Origin of the sequence: Pseudomonas asgharzadehiana (assembly GCF_019139815.1) — a bacterium.
In the GTDB taxonomy this organism is placed as follows: domain Bacteria; phylum Pseudomonadota; class Gammaproteobacteria; order Pseudomonadales; family Pseudomonadaceae; genus Aquipseudomonas; species Aquipseudomonas asgharzadehiana.
The window spans coordinates 1,504,839-1,525,767 of sequence record NZ_CP077079.1 but is presented as its reverse complement, the minus strand read 5'-3'; the positions used below and the strand labels follow the sequence as shown (position 1 = coordinate 1,525,767).

Here is a 20,929-nt window from a genome sequence, read left to right as displayed (position 1 = left end):
CTCTCTGATCAATCAACTTTAGAAGTGGGGTAGTTCGCGATTTCGCCCAGGCGACGCAGGCCATTGAAGTGTTGCGGGTCATCCAGATAGCGCAGCATCACGGTTTGCCAGGTTTTGTCGGCAAAGGTCTGCACATGCCCACCGCGCGTCAGTTGCAACACCCTGGGCGGCGGCGCGGCCTGGTACAGGCGGATGCCATTGGCCAGCGGCACGATCGGATCATCCAGGCTGTGGAACAACAGTTTCGGCACGCCGGTCAGTTGGGGCATGGCGTTGATTGCGCTGTCGGCATCCGGCACCAGCCAGGACAAAGGCACTTGTAACGGCCATGTTAACCAGGAGGTGCTCAGGGCGAATTGTCCTACGTCACGATAACTGGCGGGCACGCCGTCCAGCACCAGCGCCTTGAGCCTGGCCTGGCGCTCGGGGTGCGCCGCCAGGTAATGCACCGCCAGCGCGCCGCCCAGGCTCTGGCCGAGGACGATCAACGGTTGGCCCTGGGTTTCGGGAGCCTCGTCGATCCAACTGAAGGCGGCGTCTACATCCTGGTAGATCGCGGGAAGCGAGGGTTTGCCCTCCGACAAGCCGTACCCGCGATAGTCCAGCAGTAACACTTGATAGCCCTGCTCGGGCAGCCACCAACTCCCCCCCAGGTGCCAGGCCAGGTTACCGCCGTTGCCGTGCAGGTGCAGCACCGTGCCCTTGAGCGGCACGCCCGGCTTGGCCGGCAGCCACCACGCGTGCAACTTCACGCCATCGGCGGTGGTAAGGGTGACGTCGCGGTAGGCAAGCCCGGCCTTTTGCGGTGTGAACGGCAGGCCCGGTTCGGGGTAGAACAGCAGTGAGCTGCAGCCGTTCAGTGTGAGTAGCAGGCACAGAATGCCGAGGATTCTCATCCGTTGAAGCCTCGTGATTGAGTTGGAATATGCCGACTTGTGCAGATCCACTGTGGGAGGGGGCTTGTTCCCTCCCACAGTGAGCCGGTTTCGTCTGTCATATCTGTTACAGGATGTTGGAGTAATCCGCCTCAATCCGGTCCAGGCTCAGGTGGTTGAGGAAGTTGGAGAAGCACATCCACGCCGCCAGCGCATTCATGTCGCGGAACTGTTCGGGCAGGTACTTGGGCGGCACCACCAGGCCTTCGTCGACCAGTTGGCGCAGGGTGCGCATGTCTTCCAGGGTGGTCTTGCCGCAGAACAGCAACGGCACTTGCTCCAGCTTGCCCTTACGCACGGCCAGCTGGATGTAGTTGTAGACCATGATAAAGCCCTTGAGGTAGGACAAATCCTTGGTAAACGGCAGGCCATTCGGCACCGAACCGCGAAATACCCGGCTGGCGTTGCCATAGCTCTCGGCCATTTCAAAGCCTTGCTCGCGGAAGAACTCGAACACCTGCAGGAAGTCGGCGCCCTCCTCCACCATATGGATGGCGCGGGTGCGGTTGGTCAGTTTGCGCAGGCGGCTGGGGTAGGACGCGAACGTGATGATCTCCATCAGGATCGCCAGGCCCTCCTGGGTCACGGTGGACGACGGCGGGCCCTTGGACAGGAACGTGCAGATCGGCTGGTTCTGGCCGTTCAAGGTAGTGCCGACGTGGACCAGGCCTTCATGCACTTCCAGGGCACGCACGTCACGGCTGTTGAACATCGCGTCGGCGCGGATCTTGATGTAGTCGGCCCCTGCCGCCGCGTCGGCGACGATACCGTCGGACTCAAACACGCGGATGGTTTCCTCGGCCTCGCCAAACACCTTGTTCAGGCGGGTTTGCAACAGCGCGACGGCGTCTTTGGCGGTGAGGGTCTTGGCTTCGTCCTTGAGGTCGCCACGCCCGTCGATATTGTTCAGGTAGTCGGAGAGCATCAGGCCAAGGTCGGCCAGGGTCGGGTCACCGGCGTGGAAGGCGTCGGAGGCGGCGCCGTAGAGTTCCTGGGAGATCAGGCCGAAGTCCTCGGTGCCGCGTGCTTCGAGCATGCGCACCACCATGCGATATTCACGGCACATGCGGCGCATGATCTGCCCCACCGGGCTGAACTGGCCGAGCCGGCGGGTGATGTCACGCTCGATGTTCTGGAACTCCAGCTTCACCGCGCTGGAGTCGAACGACAGCGGCCGGTTCAGGTAATAGTCGCGGTCCACCGCAGGCATCGCCTTGCCCTTGGCCTTGAGAAAGCCCTGGCGAATGTTGTCGTCCCACTTCACGGCGTCGAGCACGCGAATCGGTGTTTGCGCCAGCACAATGCGATCGGACAAGCTGCGTATCGTCTGCTGGTAATCGTCCACCGGGTGCTTCCTTCTTTAAACGTTATTTGCCCGCACGCTGGTAGCGCACGGCTTCAACGAACACATCGGCGTTGGCCGGGTTATCCAGGTAGGCAAACACCTGCTCCATCGGGCTGTCCACCAATACGCCGTCGCCTTCGACGGTTTCTACGGTGTGGCCGCGCAATGCCTGCTGGCCGATGGCTTGGTGGATTTGCTCCAGATCGAGGTTGTAGACCACCAATTCGTGCTTTTCGTTGATTTCGAAGCCCGCCAGAATAAAATGCCCGCCCAGCTTGGCCGGCAAAGGTGCCGACAGATACCAGCGGCTGCCATGGCGCGACACGCTGAACAGGTACTCATCCCGCTGGCCCGGCTTGGCGACAGGGTAGCTCACGGCTTTATATCGCTGCTCGCCCGCGCGGGTGATGTGCAGGTTGAGCGGCTCGCCCCAGGCGTTTTTGCTGGCCCACTTGCCCAGTAGTTCAGCCGGCGCCGTATCCTGCGTTGCCAGCGGCGACTTGAAGGTCACCAGGCAACCGCTGAGCAACAGTAACGACAAGGCGACTACCGCGATACGCCAGGTTTTCATGTAATACCCCGTCAGATGTGAGGCGCCGACACACCAGCTCCCACATAAAGCAGATCGTGCATGGGGCCAGGCTAGACCGAGGCCAACACCAAATGCATGTAGCGCTTGAGAATCTCAAGCATCTCTTCACCGGTCAGAGGCTCTGCGCCGCCCAGCAGGCCCTGATATTCCATCCGACTGATAATCGCCGTCAACACCTTGGCGTCCTGTTGCGGCTCGCGGGAGCCCAATACCTGAAAAAACTGCCCGGTGCCCTGCAACAGGATCTGCTGGTGAGAGCGCACCAGTTCAGCCAGGCGGGGGTTCAGCAGCGCTTCCTGGCGGAAGGCCAGCTCGGCCATCAGGTAGTCGCGACGGTTGGTCAGTTGGCGCAGCACGTAGTCGGCGGTCAACCGCGCAATGTCATCGGCCAACTGCGAGCGCGACGCTGCGCTGCCATCGCCATAGGCGACCATCTCGCGCAGCAAGCCTTCGTTGCGTACCCACAGCTTGCCCATGTACGCGGCGCTGCGCTCCACGTACTGGGCGAAGGTATCGGTGAGCAGGTCGTCGATGTCCTTGAAGTAATAGGTGGTGGCCGACAACGGCACCCCCGCCTCCGCCGCCACCGCCCGATGGCGCACGGCACGCACGCCATCGCGCACCACGATGCGCATGGCCGCGTCGAGAATGTCTTGTCGGCGCTGTTCGCTGCCTCGACGGCTGGCCTTGCGGCCCTGGTACTGGACGCTTTCAGCCACGGCAGCAGCGATGCCGGCGGCGCCTTCTTGTGCGGTTACGCGGTTCACCAAACACATCCTTGAGAGTAAAAAACCTGGCGTCGTTTGCTTGACGCTTATAAACGCCACATAAAAAAGCCGCCTTATAAAAGGCGGCTTCGGATTTCGCTACGGTTACGCTTGTGGCCGCATATGCGGGAACAAGATCACATCGCGGATCGATGGCGAGTTGGTCAACAACATCACCAGACGGTCGATGCCGATGCCTTCGCCGGCCGTTGGCGGCATGCCGTATTCCAGGGCACGTACGAAGTCAGCGTCGTAGTGCATCGCCTCGTCGTCGCCGGCGTCCTTGTCGGCCACCTGCGCCATGAAGCGCTCGGCCTGATCTTCGGCGTCGTTAAGCTCGGAGTAGGCGTTGGCGATTTCGCGGCCACCGATGAACAGCTCGAAACGGTCGGTGACGTTCGGGTTGTCGTCGTTGCGACGCGCCAGCGGCGACACTTCGAACGGGTACTGGGTAATGAAGTGCGGCTGTTCCAGCTTGTGCTCCACCAACTCTTCGAAAATCATCACTTGCAGCTTGCCCAGACCTTCGAAGCCCAGCACCTTGGCGCCGGCTTTCTTGGCAATGGCACGAGCCTTGTCGATGTCGTTGAGGTCGTCAGCGGTCAGCTCAGGGTTGTACTTGAGGATCGAGTCGAATACCGACAGGCGCACGAACGGTTCGCCGAAGTGGAACACCTTGTCGCCGTACGGCACGTCGGTGCTGCCCAGGACCAACTGCGCCAGCTCGCGGAACAGTTCTTCGGTGAGGTCCATGTTGTCTTCGTAGTCGGCGTAGGCCTGGTAGAACTCCAACATGGTGAATTCAGGGTTGTGACGGGTCGAGACGCCTTCGTTACGGAAGTTGCGGTTGATCTCGAAGACCTTTTCGAAGCCGCCCACCACCAGACGCTTGAGGTACAACTCAGGCGCGATGCGCAGGAACATTTCCATGTCCAGGGCATTGTGGTGGGTTTCGAACGGTTTGGCCGCGGCACCACCGGGGATGGTTTGCAGCATCGGGGTTTCCACTTCCAGGAAGTCGCGCTGCATCAGGAAGCTGCGGATGTGGGCGATGACTTGCGAACGCACGCGGAAGGTCTGGCGCACGTCTTCGTTGACGATCAGGTCAACGTAGCGCTGGCGGTAGCGCTGCTCGGTGTCGGTCAGGCCGTGGTGCTTGTCCGGCAGGGGGCGCAGGGACTTGGTCAGCAGGCGCACGCTGGTCATTTCGACATACAGGTCGCCCTTGCCCGAACGGGCCAGGGTGCCTTCGGCTGCGATGATGTCGCCCATGTCCCAGGTTTTCACCGAGGCCAGGGTTTCTTCAGGCAAGGTTTTGCGGTTGACGTAGACCTGGATACGCCCGGTCATGTCCTGGATCACCATGAACGAGCCACGGTTGAGCATGATGCGACCCGCCACCTTGACCGGGATCGCAGCCTCTGCCAGCTCTTCCTTGGTCTTGTCCGCATACTGCTTCTGCAAGGCATCGCAGTAGTTGTCGCGGCGGAAGTCGTTGGGGAAGGCGTTACCCTTGGCGCGCTCGGCAGCAAGCTTTTCCTTGCGCAGGGCGATCAGGGAGTTTTCTTCCTGTTGCAGGGCTTGCGGGTCGAGTTGTTGGTCGCTCATGTCTTTTGAAATTCCATTACAGGTTCGTTGCCCCCACTGGTGGCGGGGGACTTGGGTCTTGGCTGACGGTTTACAGCCCTGATTTCAAGCTGGCTTCCAGGTATTCGTCGATATCGCCGTCGAGCACCTTGTCGCAGTCGCTGCGTTCGATGTTGGTACGCAGATCCTTGATCCGCGACGCGTCGAGCACATAAGAACGGATCTGGTGACCCCAGCCGATGTCCGACTTGGTGTCTTCCAGCGCCTGGGAAGCGGCGTTGCGCTTCTGCATTTCCTGCTCGTACAACTTGGCCCGCAGCATTTTCATGGCGGTGTCCTTGTTCGCGTGCTGGGAGCGCTCGTTCTGGCAACTGACCACGGTGTTGGTCGGTACGTGGGTAATACGTACGGCCGAGTCGGTGGTGTTTACGTGCTGGCCACCGGCACCGGAGGAGCGGTAGGTGTCGATACGCAGGTCGGCCGGGTTGATCTCGATTTCGACTTTGTCGTCGATCTCTGGCGAAACGAACACGGCCGAGAACGAGGTGTGGCGGCGGTTGCCGGAGTCGAACGGGCTCTTGCGCACCAGACGGTGTACGCCGATCTCGGTACGCAACCAGCCAAAGGCGTATTCACCCTTGATGTGCACGGTAGCGCCTTTGATACCCGCGACTTCGCCGGCCGACAGTTCCATGATGGTCGCGTCGAAACCGCGCTTGTCGGCCCAGCGCAGGTACATGCGCAGCAGGATGTTGGCCCAGTCCTGGGCTTCGGTGCCGCCGGAACCGGCCTGGATGTCCAGGTAGGCGTTGTTCGGGTCCATTTCGTGGCTGAACATGCGGCGGAATTCGAGCTTGGCGAGGTTTTCCTCGAGACGGGCCAGCTCGGCGACGACATCGCCCACTGCGCCTTCGTCGTCTTCTTCGACGGCCATGTCCAGCAGGTCACGGCAATCGGCCAGACCGGTGTTCAGCTCGTCGAGGGTATCGACGATCTGCGCCAGCGCAGCGCGCTCGCGGCCCAGTTCCTGGGCGTATTCAGGTTTGTTCCAGACACTCGGATCTTCAAGCTCGCGATTGACTTCGGTCAGACGCTCATGCTTTTGATCGTAGTCAAAGATACCCCCGAATAGTTTCGGAGCGCTCGGACAGGTCCTTGATGGTGTTAAGGATCGGGTTGATTTCCATGGCGGGCAGCACTCGTTGGCGAACTTTTGAAAGCCGGCGAGTATAACGGCAAACGGGCGGGAGCGGCAGCCCGCTTGGCGAAAAGGCCAGTGTTTACACACGATTCACCGAATAATCCCGATCACATGTGGGGGCTTGCTCCCGATGAGGGCCTGTCAGTTGATGAAGCTGTGCCCGCCTCGAATTACTCGATGCCGACCAGATTGCGCCCGTTGTGCTTGGCGGTATACAAGCCCTTGTCCGCCGCCATGATCAATTTTCGGCAATCGGTGCCCTGCACCGGTGTCATCGTCGACAGCCCGATACTGACGGTCAGGCTCGAGCCTTCAACCGGGGCTATGTGCGGGATCTTCAGCGCGGCCACGGCCATGCGCAGCTTCTCGGCCACCAGACGCGCCCCACCCGGCGAGGTGTTCGGCAACACCAGGGCAAACTCTTCGCCGCCATAGCGCGCCGGCAGGTCCGAGGGGCGACTGCTTGCTCCACGGATGGTGTCAGCGACTTTGCGCAGCGCTTCATCGCCCTCGACGTGGCCGAAGCTGTCGTTGTAGGTCTTGAAGAAGTCCACGTCGATCATCAGCAGCGATAGCTGGGTCTGGTCACGCATGGCGCGGCGCCACTCCAGTTCCAGGTATTCGTCGAAGTGGCGACGGTTCGACAGCCCCGTCAGGCCATCGGAGTTCATCAGCCGTTGCAGCACAAGGTTGGTGTCCAGCAGCTGTTGCTGGCTGACCCGCAGCGCACGATAAGCCGCATCGCGCTGCAACAGGGTCATGTAGGAGCGCGAGTGATAGCGGATACGTGCCACCAGTTCGATGTTGTCCGGCAGTTTGACCAGGTAATCGTTGGCCCCGGCCGAAAACGCCGCGCTCTTGATCAACGGGTCTTCCTTGGTGGAAAGCACGATGATCGGGATGTTCTGCGTGGCCGGGTGGTTGCGGTATTCACGCACCAGGGTCAGGCCGTCGAGGCCTGGCATGACCAGGTCCTGCAGGATAACCGTCGGTTTGATGCGAATGGCCTGGGCAATCGCCTGGTGCGGGTCGGCGCAGAAGTGGAAATCAATATTCTCTTCATGGGCCAGGCCGCGTCGCACGGCTTCGCCGATCATGGCCTGGTCGTCGACCAGCAATACCATGGCGGCGTTTTCGTCAGTCTTGATGCCATCGATCTGTAAATCATTCATGTGCAGTCACCTGAATTACTGCCTGCAAGCCAGCGCTGCCAAAGACCCTGCTCATTGTGCAAAGACCTCCAGCAACCGGGGCGCAATTCTATCCAGTGGGCGAATTTCAACAGCAGCATCAATTGCCGCCGCCGCTTTGGGCATGCCATACACCGCGCAGCTTTGCTGATCCTGGGCGATGGTCAAATATCCTTGTTCCCGCATCAACTTGAGGCCTTGAGCACCGTCGCGGCCCATGCCGGTCAGCAGTACGCCGACCGCATCGCCACTCCAGTAGCTGGCCACGCTTTCGAAAAAAACGTAGATCGACGGCCGGTAAATCTCATTCACCGGCTCGGCGGTGTAGGCCAGCGTTCCGTTTTTGAGTAACCGAATATGGTGGTTGGTACCCGCCAGCAGCACTACCCCGCCTTGCGGCGGTTCGCCTTCACGGGCCAGGCGCACCGGCAACCCGGAGGCACTGCTCAGCCACTCAGCCATGCCGGCGGCGAACACCTGATCCACGTGTTGCACCAGCACAATGGCGGCGCAAAAGTCGCGGGGCAAGCCCTTGAGCAGGATCTCCAGGGCTGCGGGGCCACCGGCCGAGGAGCCGATAGCCACCAGGCTCTGGCGTTTGCCGGTATGGCGCGCCGGCGTGGTTTCGGCCCGTACGCGACTGCCACGCTGGCCGATCAACCAGCCGATATTGAGGATTTTGCGCAGTAACGGCGCCGCCGCATCCTTGGGGTTGCCCACGCCCAGCGCCGGGGTGTCCACCACGTCCAGGGCGCCATGCCCCATGGCTTCGAAGACCCGGCCCATATTGGCCTGGCGGTCGACGGTCACCAGCAGGATCGCGCACGGCGTCTCGGCCATGATCTGTCGCGTGGCCTCCACCCCGTCCATCACCGGCATGATCAGGTCCATCAGGATCAGGTCCGGCGTCAGCTCGGCGCAGCACCGCACCGCTTCCAGGCCATTGGCGGCCACCCACACCAGTTGGTGCGCGGGTTCGAAGCTCAAGGCACGGCGCAACGCCTCTACCGCCAGGGGCATGTCATTGACGATCGCGATCTTCATGCCCGCGCGCCTCCGATCAACTCGACCACGGCATCGAGCAGCGCGTCATCGTGGAAACTGGCCTTGGCCAGGTAGTAATCGGCGCCGGCGTCCAGGCCACGGCGACGATCTTCTTCTCGGTCTTTGTACGACACCACCATCACCGGCAATGATTGCAGGCGAGTATCACGGCGCAAGAGTGTGACCAATTCAATACCGTCCATGCGAGGCATATCAATGTCAGTGATCAAAAGGTCGAAGTCTTCGGAGCGCAAGGCGTTCCAACCGTCCATACCGTCGACCGCCACAGCCACTTCGTAACCACGATTAAGCAGCAATTTACGTTGCAACTCCCGCACGGTGAGCGAGTCGTCCACCACCAGCACGCGTTTGCGCGGCGCCTCGGTGGCCTGCTGGCTGCGCCGGGCGATACGTTCCAGGCGACCGGTGTTGAGCAATTTGTCCACCGAACGCAGCATGTCTTCCACATCGACGATCAGCACCACCGAGCCGTCGTCCAGCAAGGCACCGGCGGAAATATCCTGGACCTTGCCCAAACGCGCATCCAACGGCAACACCACCAGGGTGCGTTCGCCGACAAAACGCTCCACGGCGATACCGTACACCGCATCGCGCTCGCGTATCACCACCACCTTCAAGGTTTGATCATTGTTCTGCCCCGGCGGGCGCTGTAACAACTGGCTGGCGGCGACCAGGCCGACATGCCGGCCTTCGTGCCAGAAATGCTGGCGGCCTTCCAGTTGCACGATGTCTTCGGGGGCCAGGTCGCACATGCGCTCGATGTGCGCCAATGGAAACGCGTAGGCTTCTTCGCCGACTTCCACCACCAGGCTGCGCACCACCGACAAGGTCAGCGGCACCTCCAGATGGAACCGGCTGCCCTGCCCCGCCGTCTGCTCCAGCACCACCGCGCCGCGTAACTGGCGCACCATATGCTGCACCGCGTCCAGCCCGACGCCGCGCCCGGACACTTCGGTGACCTTGTCGCGCAGGCTGAAGCCCGGCAGGAACAGGAACGTCAGCAGTTCCTCTTCGCTCAGGTTCAGCGCCGTTTCCAGGGTCGAAAGGTGGCGATCCACAATGCTGCCGCGCAGGCGCTCCAGGTCGACACCATTGCCATCGTCGCTCAGTTCCAGCACCAGCAACCCGGCCTGGTGGGACGCGCGCAGGCGGATCAGCCCTTCGGCCGGTTTACCCGCCAGCAGGCGCTGTTCAGGGGTTTCGATGCCGTGGTCGACGGCATTGCGGAGCAAATGGGTGAGTGGCGCTTCGAGCTTTTCCAGCACGTCGCGGTCGACCTGGGTTTTTTCGCCTTCGATCTCCAGGCGCACCTGCTTGCCCAGGCTGCGGCCCAGGTCCCGCACCATGCGCGTTTGCCCGGCCAGCACATCGGCAAACGGGCGCATGCGGCACGCCAGTGCGGTGTCGTAGAGCACCTGGGCACGCTGCCCGGCCTGCCAGCCGAACTCATCCAGTTCGGCGACTTTTTCCGCCAGCAAGGCCTGGGCTTCGTTCAGCAAGCGGCGGGTATCGGCCAGGGCTTCCTGGGCTTCAAGGTTCAGGGCCAGCGGCTTGAGCTGGCCGTCCAGGACGTCGAGGGCGCGCACGCTCTGGCTTTGAATGCGCTTGAGGCGCTGCATGCCGGCCAGGTAGGGCTTGAGGCGCTGGGTTTCCACCAACGACTTGCTGGACAAGTCCAACAGGCTGTTCAAGCGCTCGGCGGTCACACGCAATACGCGCTCGCCGCCTTCGGTCATGTGTTTGTTCTGGCGTGGCGTGTCGCCGACGACCGGCGGCGCAGGCTCCGGGTCCGGCGCCAGCGCTTCAACGACGGGGGCGGGTACGGCGGGCGGCGGCGCGACTTTGGCGGTCGGCTGCGAGGGGTCGAGCAGGCGCTCCATCAGCACCACATAAGCGTCGATATCCGCCGGGCCCAGGCTGTTGCCCGGCGTGGCTATGCGCATCAGCAGGTCGGTGCCTTGCAGCAAGGCGTCGATATGTTCGGGTTGCAGGTACAGGCGGCCTTCCTGGGCACTGACCAGGCAGTCCTCCATCACATGCGACACGCTCACCCCGGCGTCTATGCCGACAATGCGCGCCGCGCCCTTGAGCGAGTGCGCCGCACGCATGCAGGCCTCGAGCTGGTCGGCCTGGGTCGGGTTACGTTCCAGGGCCAGCAGCCCCGCGCTCAGCACCTGGGTCTGCGCATCGGCTTCCAGGCTGAACAGTTCCAGCAGCGAGGCATCGCGCATCTGGTCGGGGGTCATGTGAGGCTCCGAGTCACGGCGGACAACAATTGCGCCTCGTCCAGCCAACGCAGGCTGCGGCCCTTCCACTGCAATACCCCCTGGGTAAAGCGTGCGCTGGCCTGGGCGCCCGAGGCCGACGCGGCGTCCAGGGTGCGCTCGTCGATAGCGTGGATGCCGTCCACTTCATCCACCGGCACCACCACCGGCCCATCCTGCGCGGCGATGATCAACATGCGCGGCATGACTCGCCCACCGCCGGTGCCGTTGCCGGTGGTGTCCAGGCCCAGCAGTTCCACCAGCGACAGGCACGCCACCAGCGCGCCACGCACATTGGCCACGCCGAGCAGCGCGCGCGAACGCTGGTGCGGCAGCGAGTGGATCGGTTGCAACGGTGCCACTTCCACCAGGCAGCGGGTGGCAATCCCCAGCCATTCTTCGCCGAGGCGAAACATCAGCAAGGAGCGGGTCACGATCTCTTCGTCGACCTTGGCGGCCGTCGGGCGGCGGTCATCCTGCTGCAAGGCATAACGGTCCAGCAAGCGCGTAGCGGCCGCCGAGTAAACCGAGCAATTGCGACAATGGATGTGATCCACCAGCAGCGGGCACGACTTGTCGCCGTGAATACCGATGCGGTTCCAGCAATCGTCGATGGCTTGGGTATCGGCCAGCGTCAGGTCGAGGCCGGCGGTGTCGAGCGCGTCAGGGCTACTCATCGTTTGGACTCACTGTCAGCTCGCTCGCTACGGGCGGCCCGCGCCTGCAAACGGCGCGCCCCCGCGCTGTCGCCCTGGGACTCAAGCAACGCGGCCAGGTGCATCAAGGCCTGCGGATGCTGGGGTTCCAGGTACAAGGCTTTTCGATAATACCCCTGGGCTTGCAGGGCGCTGCCGTCCACATCGCTGAGCAGCCCCAGCCAGTAAAACACCTGGGCGACCGGCGGGTGGCTGCTCAAATACTGATCGCACGCGGCCCGCGCCTCGGCACTTTTGCCCTCATTGGCCAGGGTGGCGATACGGCTGAGCAAGGTGCTTGCATCGGCGAGCGCCGGCTTGATCGGCACGACGTGCGCGCTGGCGGTGCTGAACGGTCGCGGCTTGACGGGGATGGGTGCCGCACTGCGCGGCGGCAGGGGCATGGGCACAAAGGTTGGCGCAGGCGCCACCGGCTCCGCATGCCGGCTGAACGCGAATGACTGCGGCACGCCAATCGAGCGCATGCCATGGCGCCCCAGCAGGCTGCCCTCGGCCGGGCCGATAAACAGCACCCCGTCCACGTGGGTCAGGCCCTTGAGCACATCGAACACTTGCTGCTGGGTCGGCTGGTCGAAATAGATCAGCAGGTTGCGGCAAAACACGAAGTCATAGCTCGCCTCATGGGCCAGCAGCGCCGGGTCGAGCAGGTTGCCGACTTGCAAGCGCACCTGTTCGCGCACGCGGTCGGCGATGTGGTAACCGTCGCCGCACTCCACAAAATGGCGCTCGCGAAACGCCAAGTCGCCACCGCGAAAGGAGTTCTTGCCGTACACACCCCGTCGCGCGCGCTCCACCGACAGCGGGCTGACGTCCATTCCCTGCACCTTGAACTGGTGCGGCGCCAGGCCCGCATCGAGCAAGGCCATGGCGATCGAATAGGGTTCTTCGCCGGTCGAACACGGCAGGCTGAGGATGCGCAGCGCGCGCATCTGCTTGATCTCCAGCAGGCGCGCCTTGGCCAGTCGGGCCAGGGTTGCAAAGGACTCGGGGTAACGGAAAAACCAGGTTTCGGGGACGATCACCGCTTCGATCAGCGCTTGCTGTTCATCTTCGCTGCTTTGCAGGTGCTGCCAGTACTCGCCTGCGGTTTGCGCCTGCACCGCCTGGCTGCGTTGGCGCACCGCGCGCTCAATGATCGCTTCGCCGACCGATGCGACGTCCAGGCCGATACGTTCTTTCAAGAAGACAAAGAAGCGTGGGTCGTGGCTCATAGGCTCAGCTCGGCAGAAAACAACAAGGCGCGCACTTCATCGGTGAGCAGGTCATTCACGCTGATCCACTGCATCAGGCCCTGCGCGTCTTCGCGCACGGGCCCCAGGTACGGCGCCTGGCGGTTGTCCAGGCCGTAGGGCTGGAACTGCGCCGGGTCGCAACGCAGGGTGTCGGTGGCCTGCTCCAGGATCAGCCCCAGCCAGCGCGCTTCTATCCACGGGTGCGGCTGGTAATTGACCAGCACCAGCCGCGTGCTGGTGCGGGCCTGGGCCGGGGTGCCGAAGGTCAATGCGCTGAGGTCGATCACCGGCACCAGCGCGCCGCGATGGGCAAAGATGCCCGAGACCCACAGCGGTGCATGGGCGATCGGCTTAAGCGGCAGGCGTGGCAGCACTTCGGCCACTTCGGTGGCCTTGAGGGCATACCGTTCACTGCCGATGTGAAACACCAGGAACAACGCCTTTTTCGCTGCCGGGACGGCGCCGCGTTTAGCCGCGAGGTCGCTCATCAGACTTTGAAACGCGAAACGCCGCCGCGCAGGCCCACCGCAACCTGGCTCAGCTCATCAATCGCAAAACTGGCCTGGCGCAGGGACTCCACCGTCTGGCTGCTGGCATCGCCCAGTTGCACCAACGCGTGGTTGATCTGCTCGGCACCGGTGGCCTGGGCCTGCATGCCTTCGTTGACCATCAACACGCGCGGCGCCAGCGCCTGCACCTGGTGGATGATCTGCGAGAGTTGCTCGCCCACCTGCTGCACTTCGAACATGCCACGGCGCACCTCCTCGGAAAACTTGTCCATGCCCATCACCCCGGCGGAGACCGCTGACTGGATCTCGCGCACCATCTGCTCGATGTCGTAGGTGGCCACGGCGGTCTGGTCGGCCAGGCGGCGCACTTCAGTGGCGACCACGGCAAAACCGCGTCCATATTCACCGGCCTTCTCGGCCTCGATGGCCGCGTTGAGCGACAACAGGTTGGTCTGGTCGGCCACCTTGACGATGGTCACCACCACTTGGTTGATGTTGCCGGCCTTCTCGTTGAGGATCGCCAGCTTGGCGTTCACCAAGTCGGCGGCGCCCATCACCGAGTGCATGGTCTCTTCCATGCGGGCCAGGCCCTGCTGGCCGGAACCGGCGGCCACCGAAGCCTGGTCGGCGGCGGTGGACACTTCGGTCATGGTGCGGACCAAGTCTTTGGACGTGGCGGCGATTTCCCGCGAGGTGGCGCCGATTTCGGTGGTGGTGGCAGCGGTTTCAGTGGCCGTGGCCTGCTGCTGCTTGGAGGTGGCGGCAATCTCTGTCACCGAGGTGGTCACCTGTACCGACGAGCGCTGAGCCTGGGACACCAGGGCCGTCAGTTCGGTCATCATGTCGTTGAAGCCGGTTTCCACGGCGCCGAATTCGTCCTTGCGCTCAAGGTTCAGGCGCTTGCTCAGGTCACCGGTCCGCATGACCTCAAGGATTTCGACGATACGCTGCATCGGCGCCATGATTGCGCGCATCAGCAGCAGGCCGCACAGGCCGGCGGCGAAGAGGGCCACGAGCAGCGACAGGAACATGCTGATTTTCGCGGCGGACACCGCATCATCAATGGCGTTGGTCGCACGGTCGGCGACATTCTTGTTTTCGGTAATGATGTCGTTGAGCTTCATCCGGCCTGCGGTCCAGGCCGGTGTCAGTTGCGTGTCGAACTCTTTGCGCGCGGCCGCGATGTCACCGCGCTGCAAGCTTTCTTTCACGGTGGCCAGGCTCTTGTTGTAGAGCTGGTGCAAGGTTTCGAATTTGTCGAACTCGGAACGGTCGTCACCGGCGGCGATGGTTTTCTCGTAGAGCGCCATCTGCTGCAGCATGCGCGTTTCGAAGCTTATGAACTCGGCCTTGTCGGCATCGCTGAGCTTTTTATCTTCGCGCAGGCCCAGAAGTTCCAGGGTATGCAGGTAACTGTCGACCCACGCGCTGCGAATCATCGAACTGAGGTACACCCCCGGCACCGCATCGTCGCGCACCGCGACTTCGCTGGATTCGATCTTCATCAACCGCGAATACGAGACCACAACCATGAGCAGCATGATGGCGATAATGACCGCAAAGCTTGCCAAGATGCGTTGGCGCAAGGTCCAGTTCTTCACAGTAATTCCTCGGAGGGCCATTCAAATGGAGGGCAGTATAGCCGAGCGCAAGCCCTCATAAATCAATGGGTTTGGATGCAGCGCTCGCAAATTGCAAAAACACCCCGGGGTATTGCACCAGACGGGGTGCCTGATATAAGCGCAAAGGCTCAGAGGGTGGCTTGGCGCACTTGCTTTTCCAGCTCCAGTTTCAAACCTGGTTCAAGCTTGAGTTGACGCGCCAATTCGTCCAGATAGGCCTTTTCCATGAAGTTTTCTTCGTCCACCAACATCACGCTGGCGATATACATCTCGGCGGCCATTTCCGGGGTGCCGGCCGCTCGCGCCACGTCGGCCGGGTCCAGCGGTTTGTTCAGTTCGGCGTGCAGCCAGCTTTGCAGTTCGCGGTCATTGTCCAGTTTGGTGAACTCACCCTCGATCAGTGCGCGCTCGCGCTCGTCCACATGCCCGTCGGCTTTTGCCGCGGCCACCAGCGCCTTGAGGATGCCCTGGCTGTGTTGCTCGACCTGGGCCGGTGGCAGGCGGTCAATGGTTTGCGGTTCGCCCCGAGGGGCGCCGGCCTGATTGGCCTGCCAGTTGCCGTAGGCCTTGTAGGCGATCACGCCCAGCGCCGCCAGCCCGCCATAAGTGAGGGCCTTGCCGCCGAATTTGCGCGCCTTTTTGTTGCCCAGCAACAGGCCCATGGCGCCGGCCGCCAAGGCACCGCCACCCGCGCCGCCGAGCAGGCTGCCCAGCCCACCGCTGCCGAGCAAACCGCCCAATGCGCCTTTATCGTCCTGCTTACGTTGGCCGCCAGCTTTGTTTTGCAACATGTCCTGGCCCGATTTGAGCAACTGATCGAGCAATCCACGGGTGTTCATAAAAGCCTCCAGACACTTGGGTTCATAGGACCAATAGGCCACCAGCGTAAAACTAAGTGCCAAAAAACCCCGATCTAGAGTGCTTCCAGATGTAACGCCGGTGCCGTTCGCTAAAATCGATATACACTCGATCAAATCTATAAAAACACCCCACCGGTAATTCCAGCATGATGACCCTGCGTCAAATCCGGCACTTCATTGCCGTGGCCGAGACCGGTTCGATCTCCGCCGCCGCGCAAACCGCGTTCATCTCCCAATCGACCCTGACCCTGGCGATCCAGCAATTGGAGCAGGAAATCGGCGTCAACCTGTTCAACCGCCACGCCAAGGGCATGACGCTGACCCACCAGGGCCACCAGTTCCTGCGCCAGGCGCACCTGATCCTCGCCACCGTCGACAACGCCAAGCGCAGCCTGCAACAGAGCACCGACCAGGTGGCTGGGCAGCTGATCATCGGCGTGACCAGCCTGGTCGCCGGCTATTACCTGGCGGACCTGCTCACCCGTTTCCAGCGTGCCTACCCCAATGTGGAACTCCGCGTGATGGAAGACGAGCGCCCGTATATCGAGCATTTGCTGGTCAGCGGCGAGATCGACGTGGGCGTGCTGATCCTCTCCAACCTGGAAGACCGCCATGCGTTGCAGACCGAAGTGCTGACCCATTCGCCCCATCGCCTGTGGCTGCCGGCGCAACATCCGCTGCTGGAGCACGACAGCATCAACCTCGCCGATGTGGCGCGCGAGCCGCTGATCCAACTGAACGTCGACGAAATGGGCCACAACGCCCAGCGCCTGTGGACCAGCGCAGGGTTGCAACCGCGCGTCACATTGCGCACGGCATCGACGGAAGCCGTGCGTAGCCTGGTTGCCGCAGGCCTGGGCGTGTCGATCCAGCCCGACATGACCTACCGGCCCTGGTCACTGGAGGGCGACATCATTGAAGCGCGGCCCATTGCCGACCTCAGCCAGACCCTCGACGTAGGCCTGGCCTGGCGCCGTGGCACGGCAAGGCCTGCGCTGGTCGACCCATTCCTTACCGTGGCCCGGGAGCAGCCACACCCACGCAAGCCATCTATTTAATCGAATGCTGCATTCAGTATTTAGTATTTGTTGAGCTCGTGCCTGGCCTCTAGTCTCTGTTGATCCCCTAAGAGAAGGTCAGGCGCCTTGTAAGAGAACGCCCATGACCGCACAAGAAAAGAGATCACGAAAAATGTCCGGCGCGCCCACTCCGCTGCTCACTGCGTTGCTGATCGACGGCGAACTGGTCCCTGGCCAAGGGTTTGTCGAGCCGATCCTCAACCCGGCCACCGGCGAAGTGCTCACCCAGATCGCCGAAGCCAGCCCCGAGCAAGTCGAAAGCGCCATCCTGGCCGCCCACCGTGCATTTGCCGGTTGGTCGCGCACCACGCCGCAGCAACGCTCCAACATCCTGCTCGGCATCGCCGATGCCATCGAAAAACAAGCCGACTACCTGGCCCGCCTGGAATCCCTGAACTGCGGCAAGCCGCTGCACCTGGCGCGCCAGGATGACTTGAGTGCCACCGTCGACGTGTTCCGCTTCTTCGCCGGTGCCGTACGTTGCCAAACCGGCCAGCTCAGCGGCGAATACCTGCCGGGCTACACCAGCATGGTGCGGCGCGACCCGATTGGCGTGGTGGCGTCCATCGCCCCATGGAATTACCCGTTGATGATGGCCGCCTGGAAAATCGCCCCGGCACTGGCCGCCGGCAACACCTTAGTGTTCAAGCCGTCGGAGCACACGCCGTTGTCGATCCTCGCCCTGGCGCCGGCCCTGAAGGATTTGTTACCACGCGGGGTGATCAACATCCTGTGTGGCGGCGGGGAAGGCGTCGGCAGCCACTTGGTCAGTCACCCGAAAGTACGCATGGTCTCGCTGACCGGCGATATCGTCACCGGGCAAAAGATCCTCCAGGCCGCCGCCAAGACCCTCAAGCGCACCCATTTGGAACTGGGCGGCAAGGCCCCGGTCATTGTGTGCAACGACGCCGACCTGCAAGCCGTGGTCGAGGGCGTGCGCGCTTACGGTTATTACAACGCTGGCCAGGATTGCACCGCCGCGTGCCGTATTTACGCCCAGGCCGGTATCCACGACACCTTGGTCGCCGAACTGGGCGCAGCGGTCAGCAGCCTGCGTTTTGCCGGCAAGCGCGATGCCGACAATGAACTGGGCCCGCTGATCAGCACGCGCCAGCGCGACCGCGTGGCCAGTTTTGTCGAACGCGCCCTCGGCCAGCCGCATATCGAACGCGTCACCGGTGCCGCCGTGCATTCCGGGGCGGGCTTTTATTACCAGCCGACCTTGCTCGCCGGCTGTAAACAGAATGATGAAATCGTGCAGCGCGAAGTGTTCGGCCCGGTGGTCACCGTGACGCGGTTTGACGAGCTGGAACACGCGGTGGACTGGGCCAACGAGTCCGAATACGGCCTGGCCTCGTCGGTGTGGACGCAAAACCTGGACAAGGCCATGCAAGTGGCGGCGCGTCTGCAATACGGCTGCACCTGGATCAACAGCCATTTCATGCTGGTCAGCGAGATGCCCCACGGCGGCTTGAAGCGCTCGGGGTATGGCAAGGATCTGTCCAGCGATTCGCTACAGGACTACAGCGTGGTGCGCCACATCATGGCTCGCCACGGCCAGCATCTTTAAAACAACAACTACGCTCATGCGTCACCGGTTCAAAACACTGCCCCGACCATAATTAAAGAAGAGGGAACCCCCATGTCCGCGCACAAGACAGCATTACTCAGCGCCTTGACCACCGCGCTGCTGGCCAGCGTCAGCGTTCAGGCCGCCGAACCGCTCAAGGCCGTTGGCGCAGGTGAAGGCCAGTTGGATATCGTCGCCTGGCCCGGCTATATCGAACGCGGCGAAAGCGACAAGGCCTACGACTGGGTCACCGGTTTCGAGAAGGAAACCGGCTGCAAGGTCAACGTGAAAACCGCCGCCACCTCGGACGAAATGGTAAGCCTGATGGCCAAGGGGGGTTACGACCTGGTCACCGCGTCGGGTGACGCATCGCTGCGCTTGATCGCCGGCAAACGGGTGCAACCGATCAACACCGCGTTGATCGCCAACTGGAAAAACATCGACCCGCGCCTCAAGGACGGGCCGTGGTACGTGGTAGGCCAGCAAACCTACGGCACCCCTTACCAATGGGGCCCGAACGTATTGATGTACAACACCAACGTGTTCAAGACCGCGCCCACCAGTTGGGATGTGCTGTTCAAGGCGCAGAACCTGCCGGACGGCAAACCGAACAAGGGTCGCGTGCAGGCCTATGACGGCCCGATCTACATCGCCGATGCGGCGCTGTACCTCAAGTCGACCAAGCCGGAGCTGGGTATCCAGAACCCGTACGAACTGACCGAAACCCAATACAAGGCCGTGCTCGACGTGTTGCGCGCCCAGCAACCGCTGATCCACCGCTACTGGCACGACACCACCGTGCAAATGAGTGACTTCAAAAACGAAGGCGTGGTGGCCTCCAGCGCCTGGCCGTATCAGGTCAACGGCCTGCAAAACGAGAAGCAGCCGATCGCCTCGACCATCCCGAAAGAAGGCGCCACCGGTTGGGCCGACACCACCATGTTGCACAGCGAGGCCAAACACCCCAACTGCGCCTACAAGTGGATGGACTGGTCGCTGCAACCCAAGGTCCAGGGCGATGTAGCCGCCTGGTTCGGCTCGCTGCCGGCGGTGCCCGCAGCGTGTAAAGAGAGCGAACTGCTCGGCGCCGAAGGCTGCAAGACCAACGGGTTCGACCAGTTCGACAAGATCGCCTTCTGGAAAACCCCGCAGGCCGAAGGCGGCAAGTTCGTGCCGTACAGCCGCTGGACCCAGGATTACATCGCGATCATGGGTGGGCGCTGAGGCCCTTCAGACAACATAGGCCCCTGTGGGAGGGGCTTGCTCCCTCCCACACTGACCGTATTCACAGATCTGTTGTTTTTTCAGAAGCCCAGGCCGGGCCGCTGCGACGGCCCATGCTTTTTTGGAGCACCGCACCATGACGCTTGCAGTCCAATTCACCCACGTTTCTCGTCAGTTCGGCGAAGTAAAGGCCGTTGACCGGGTTTGCATCGATATCCAGGACGGCGAGTTCTTTTCCATGCTCGGCCCTTCGGGCTCGGGCAAGACCACCTGCCTGCGCCTGATCGCAGGCTTCGAGCAGCCGAGCGCGGGCTCGATCCGTATTCATGGCGAGGAAGCCGCCGGCTTGCCGCCCTACCAGCGCGACGTCAACACCGTGTTCCAGGATTACGCGCTGTTCCCCCACATGAACGTGCGCGACAACGTGGCCTACGGCCTCAAAGTCAAAGGCGTGGGCAAGGCCGAGCGCCTGAGCCGTGCCGAAGAAACCCTGGCCATGGTGGCCCTGGGCGGCTATGGCGAGCGCAAACCGGTGCAACTCTCCGGCGGCCAACGCCAACGCGTAGCCCTGGCCCGCGCGCTGGTCAATCGCCCGCGGGTGTTGCTGCTCGACGAACCGTTGGGCGCCCTCGACCTCAAGCTGCGCGAACAGATGCAAAGCGAGCTGAAAAAGCTGCAACGGCAATTGGGCATCACGTTTATCTTCGTGACCCACGACCAGACCGAAGCGCTGTCAATGTCCGACCGCGTGGCGGTATTCAACAAAGGCCGCATCGAACAGGTCGACACCCCGCGCAACCTCTATATGAAACCGGCCACCGCGTTCGTGGCGGAGTTTGTCGGCACCTCCAACGTGATTCGCGGCGAGCTGGCCCAGCTGCTGAGCGGCAGTGCGCAGGCGTTTTCGATCCGCCCGGAACACGTGCGTTTTGCCGAAGGCCCGGTGGCGGCCGGTGACGTGGAAATCAGCGGTGTGCTCCACGACATCCAGTACCAGGGCAGTGCCACGCGCTACGAGTTGAAACTGGCAAACGGCCAGGCGCTGAACATCAGCCAGGCCAACAACCAGTGGCTCGATACCAGCAGTGCGCATCAGGTCGGCCAGACCATCACCGCACGCTGGGCGCGGCAAGCCATGACGCCGCTGGCCGACAGCACAGGCGAGGTGTGA

Annotated in this window: 18 protein-coding genes; 4 read left to right on the top strand and 14 right to left on the bottom strand. The window is 62.5% G+C overall.

What is annotated here, in order from left to right; translation table 11 throughout:
* Positions 1–8 precede the first annotated feature (8 nt).
* The 14 genes from KSS96_RS06975 to KSS96_RS06910 all read right to left on the bottom strand — a co-directional run bounded on the left by KSS96_RS06975 (position 9) and on the right by KSS96_RS06910 (position 15,864).
* Positions 9–896 (bottom strand): alpha/beta hydrolase, encoded by an 888-nt coding sequence (locus tag KSS96_RS06975; protein ID WP_065877177.1) that lies wholly within the window; start codon positions 894–896, stop codon positions 9–11.
* A gap of 106 nt (positions 897–1,002) precedes the next feature.
* The gene (locus KSS96_RS06970) at positions 1,003–2,280 is read right to left on the bottom strand and encodes a flavohemoglobin expression-modulating QEGLA motif protein (RefSeq protein ID WP_017529737.1); all 1,278 of its coding nucleotides are present in this window, start codon (positions 2,278–2,280) and stop codon (positions 1,003–1,005) included.
* Between the two features lie 22 nt (positions 2,281–2,302).
* On the bottom strand, positions 2,303–2,851 hold the full coding sequence (locus tag KSS96_RS06965) for a hypothetical protein (RefSeq protein ID WP_017529738.1): 549 nt from the start codon (positions 2,849–2,851) through the stop codon (positions 2,303–2,305).
* A gap of 71 nt (positions 2,852–2,922) precedes the next feature.
* Positions 2,923–3,639 (bottom strand): TetR/AcrR family transcriptional regulator, encoded by a 717-nt coding sequence (locus KSS96_RS06960; protein WP_017529739.1) that lies wholly within the window; start codon positions 3,637–3,639, stop codon positions 2,923–2,925.
* A 105-nt stretch (positions 3,640–3,744) separates the two neighbouring features.
* On the bottom strand, positions 3,745–5,247 hold the full coding sequence (gene lysS, locus KSS96_RS06955; RefSeq protein ID WP_065877178.1) for a lysine--tRNA ligase: 1,503 nt from the start codon (positions 5,245–5,247) through the stop codon (positions 3,745–3,747).
* 70 nt (positions 5,248–5,317) lie between these two features.
* A protein-coding gene (gene prfB, locus KSS96_RS06950) for a peptide chain release factor 2 (RefSeq protein WP_100226016.1) occupies positions 5,318–6,413 on the bottom strand; the annotation gives its coding sequence in 2 pieces (ribosomal slippage) (positions 5,318–6,340 and positions 6,342–6,413; 1,095 coding nt in all).
* 184 nt (positions 6,414–6,597) lie between these two features.
* The gene (locus tag KSS96_RS06945) at positions 6,598–7,599 is read right to left on the bottom strand and encodes a diguanylate cyclase (RefSeq protein WP_017529741.1); all 1,002 of its coding nucleotides are present in this window, start codon (positions 7,597–7,599) and stop codon (positions 6,598–6,600) included.
* Positions 7,600–7,650: 51 nt separating this feature from the next.
* Positions 7,651–8,661, bottom strand: a complete 1,011-nt coding sequence (locus KSS96_RS06940) for a chemotaxis response regulator protein-glutamate methylesterase (protein WP_217855935.1) — start codon at positions 8,659–8,661, stop codon at positions 7,651–7,653.
* Positions 8,658–10,928 carry a hybrid sensor histidine kinase/response regulator gene (locus KSS96_RS06935; RefSeq protein WP_068934108.1) on the bottom strand — a complete coding sequence of 757 codons (2,271 nt, stop codon included), beginning with the start codon at positions 10,926–10,928 and terminating at the stop codon, positions 8,658–8,660. The genes KSS96_RS06940 and KSS96_RS06935 overlap by 4 nt, the downstream gene beginning before the upstream one ends.
* A complete protein-coding gene (locus KSS96_RS06930) occupies positions 10,925–11,623 on the bottom strand; it encodes a chemotaxis protein CheW (RefSeq protein WP_137219934.1) in 699 nt (232 codons plus the stop codon). Before KSS96_RS06930 ends, KSS96_RS06935 begins: the two co-directional genes overlap by 4 nt.
* On the bottom strand, positions 11,620–12,873 hold the full coding sequence (locus tag KSS96_RS06925) for a CheR family methyltransferase (RefSeq protein ID WP_068934110.1): 1,254 nt from the start codon (positions 12,871–12,873) through the stop codon (positions 11,620–11,622). The genes KSS96_RS06930 and KSS96_RS06925 overlap by 4 nt, the downstream gene beginning before the upstream one ends.
* Entirely contained in the window at positions 12,870–13,382 is a 513-nt protein-coding gene (locus KSS96_RS06920) for a chemotaxis protein CheW (RefSeq protein WP_116078348.1), read from the bottom strand. Before KSS96_RS06920 ends, KSS96_RS06925 begins: the two co-directional genes overlap by 4 nt.
* Entirely contained in the window at positions 13,382–15,004 is a 1,623-nt protein-coding gene (locus tag KSS96_RS06915; RefSeq protein ID WP_017529747.1) for a methyl-accepting chemotaxis protein, read from the bottom strand. Before KSS96_RS06915 ends, KSS96_RS06920 begins: the two co-directional genes overlap by 1 nt.
* A 149-nt stretch (positions 15,005–15,153) precedes the next feature.
* The gene (locus KSS96_RS06910) at positions 15,154–15,864 is read right to left on the bottom strand and encodes a tellurite resistance TerB family protein (RefSeq protein ID WP_017529748.1); all 711 of its coding nucleotides are present in this window, start codon (positions 15,862–15,864) and stop codon (positions 15,154–15,156) included.
* A 167-nt stretch (positions 15,865–16,031) separates the two neighbouring features.
* On the opposite strand from KSS96_RS06910, the gene KSS96_RS06905 reads away from it, so the two are divergent.
* The 4 genes from KSS96_RS06905 (at position 16,032) to KSS96_RS06890 (ending at position 20,929) form a co-directional block, all read left to right on the top strand.
* Positions 16,032–16,943: a LysR family transcriptional regulator gene (locus KSS96_RS06905; RefSeq protein ID WP_017529749.1), complete on the top strand. Its 912-nt coding sequence runs from the start codon at positions 16,032–16,034 to the stop codon at positions 16,941–16,943.
* A gap of 103 nt (positions 16,944–17,046) precedes the next feature.
* Positions 17,047–18,534, top strand: a complete 1,488-nt coding sequence (locus KSS96_RS06900; protein ID WP_080598170.1) for a gamma-aminobutyraldehyde dehydrogenase — start codon at positions 17,047–17,049, stop codon at positions 18,532–18,534.
* Between the two features lie 72 nt (positions 18,535–18,606).
* Positions 18,607–19,758, top strand: a complete 1,152-nt coding sequence (gene ydcS, locus KSS96_RS06895; RefSeq protein ID WP_065877183.1) for a putative ABC transporter substrate-binding protein YdcS — start codon at positions 18,607–18,609, stop codon at positions 19,756–19,758.
* A 136-nt stretch (positions 19,759–19,894) separates the two neighbouring features.
* Entirely contained in the window at positions 19,895–20,929 is a 1,035-nt protein-coding gene (locus KSS96_RS06890) for an ABC transporter ATP-binding protein (RefSeq protein WP_065877184.1), read from the top strand.